This is a genomic window from Mesorhizobium sp. M2A.F.Ca.ET.067.02.1.1 (assembly GCF_004023285.1).
GTDB lineage: Bacteria > Pseudomonadota > Alphaproteobacteria > Rhizobiales > Rhizobiaceae > Mesorhizobium.
Genome location: NZ_RZSB01001391.1, coordinates 1 through 531, shown reverse-complemented (window position 1 = coordinate 531; position 531 = coordinate 1). Strand labels below are relative to the sequence as shown.

Below are 531 nucleotides of genomic sequence, written 5' to 3'. Positions count from 1 at the left end.
GAAGCAGCTTGCGCAAGCCGACATCGTCTTTCAGCCGGGCCTCAACGAGGAACTCGCCGCCACCGCCTGCTGGGGCTCGCAGCAGACCGAATTGCTGGGCGAGGGCACGCATGATGGCGTTTTTTCGGTCTGGTACGGCAAGGGCCCGGGGGTCGACCGGTCCGGCGACGTCTTCCGCCACGCCAATCTTGCCGGCTCCTCCAAGCATGGCGGCGTGCTTGCCCTGATGGGCGACGACCACATGGCCGAATCCTCGACCAACGCGCATGCCACCGAATTCCTCTTCGTCGACACCATGGTGCCGATCCTCAATCCGGCCGGCGTGCAGGAGATCATCGACTACGGCCTTTACGGCTTTGCCATGTCGCGCTTCGCCGGCACCTGGGCGGCGATCAAATGCGTCAAGGACAATATCGAATCGACGGCCTCGGTCGACGCCTCGATCGAGCGTCTGGGCATCGTCATTCCCGAATTCGACATGCCGCCGGGCGGCTTGAACATCCGCCACGAGATCGACATGCTCGGCCAGGA

The 531-nt window shown here is 63.8% G+C and carries 1 pseudogene; it reads left to right on the top strand.

What is annotated here, in order from left to right:
• Positions 1-531, top strand: a pseudogene (locus tag EOA28_RS37990) (indolepyruvate ferredoxin oxidoreductase family protein); the annotation flags it as partial.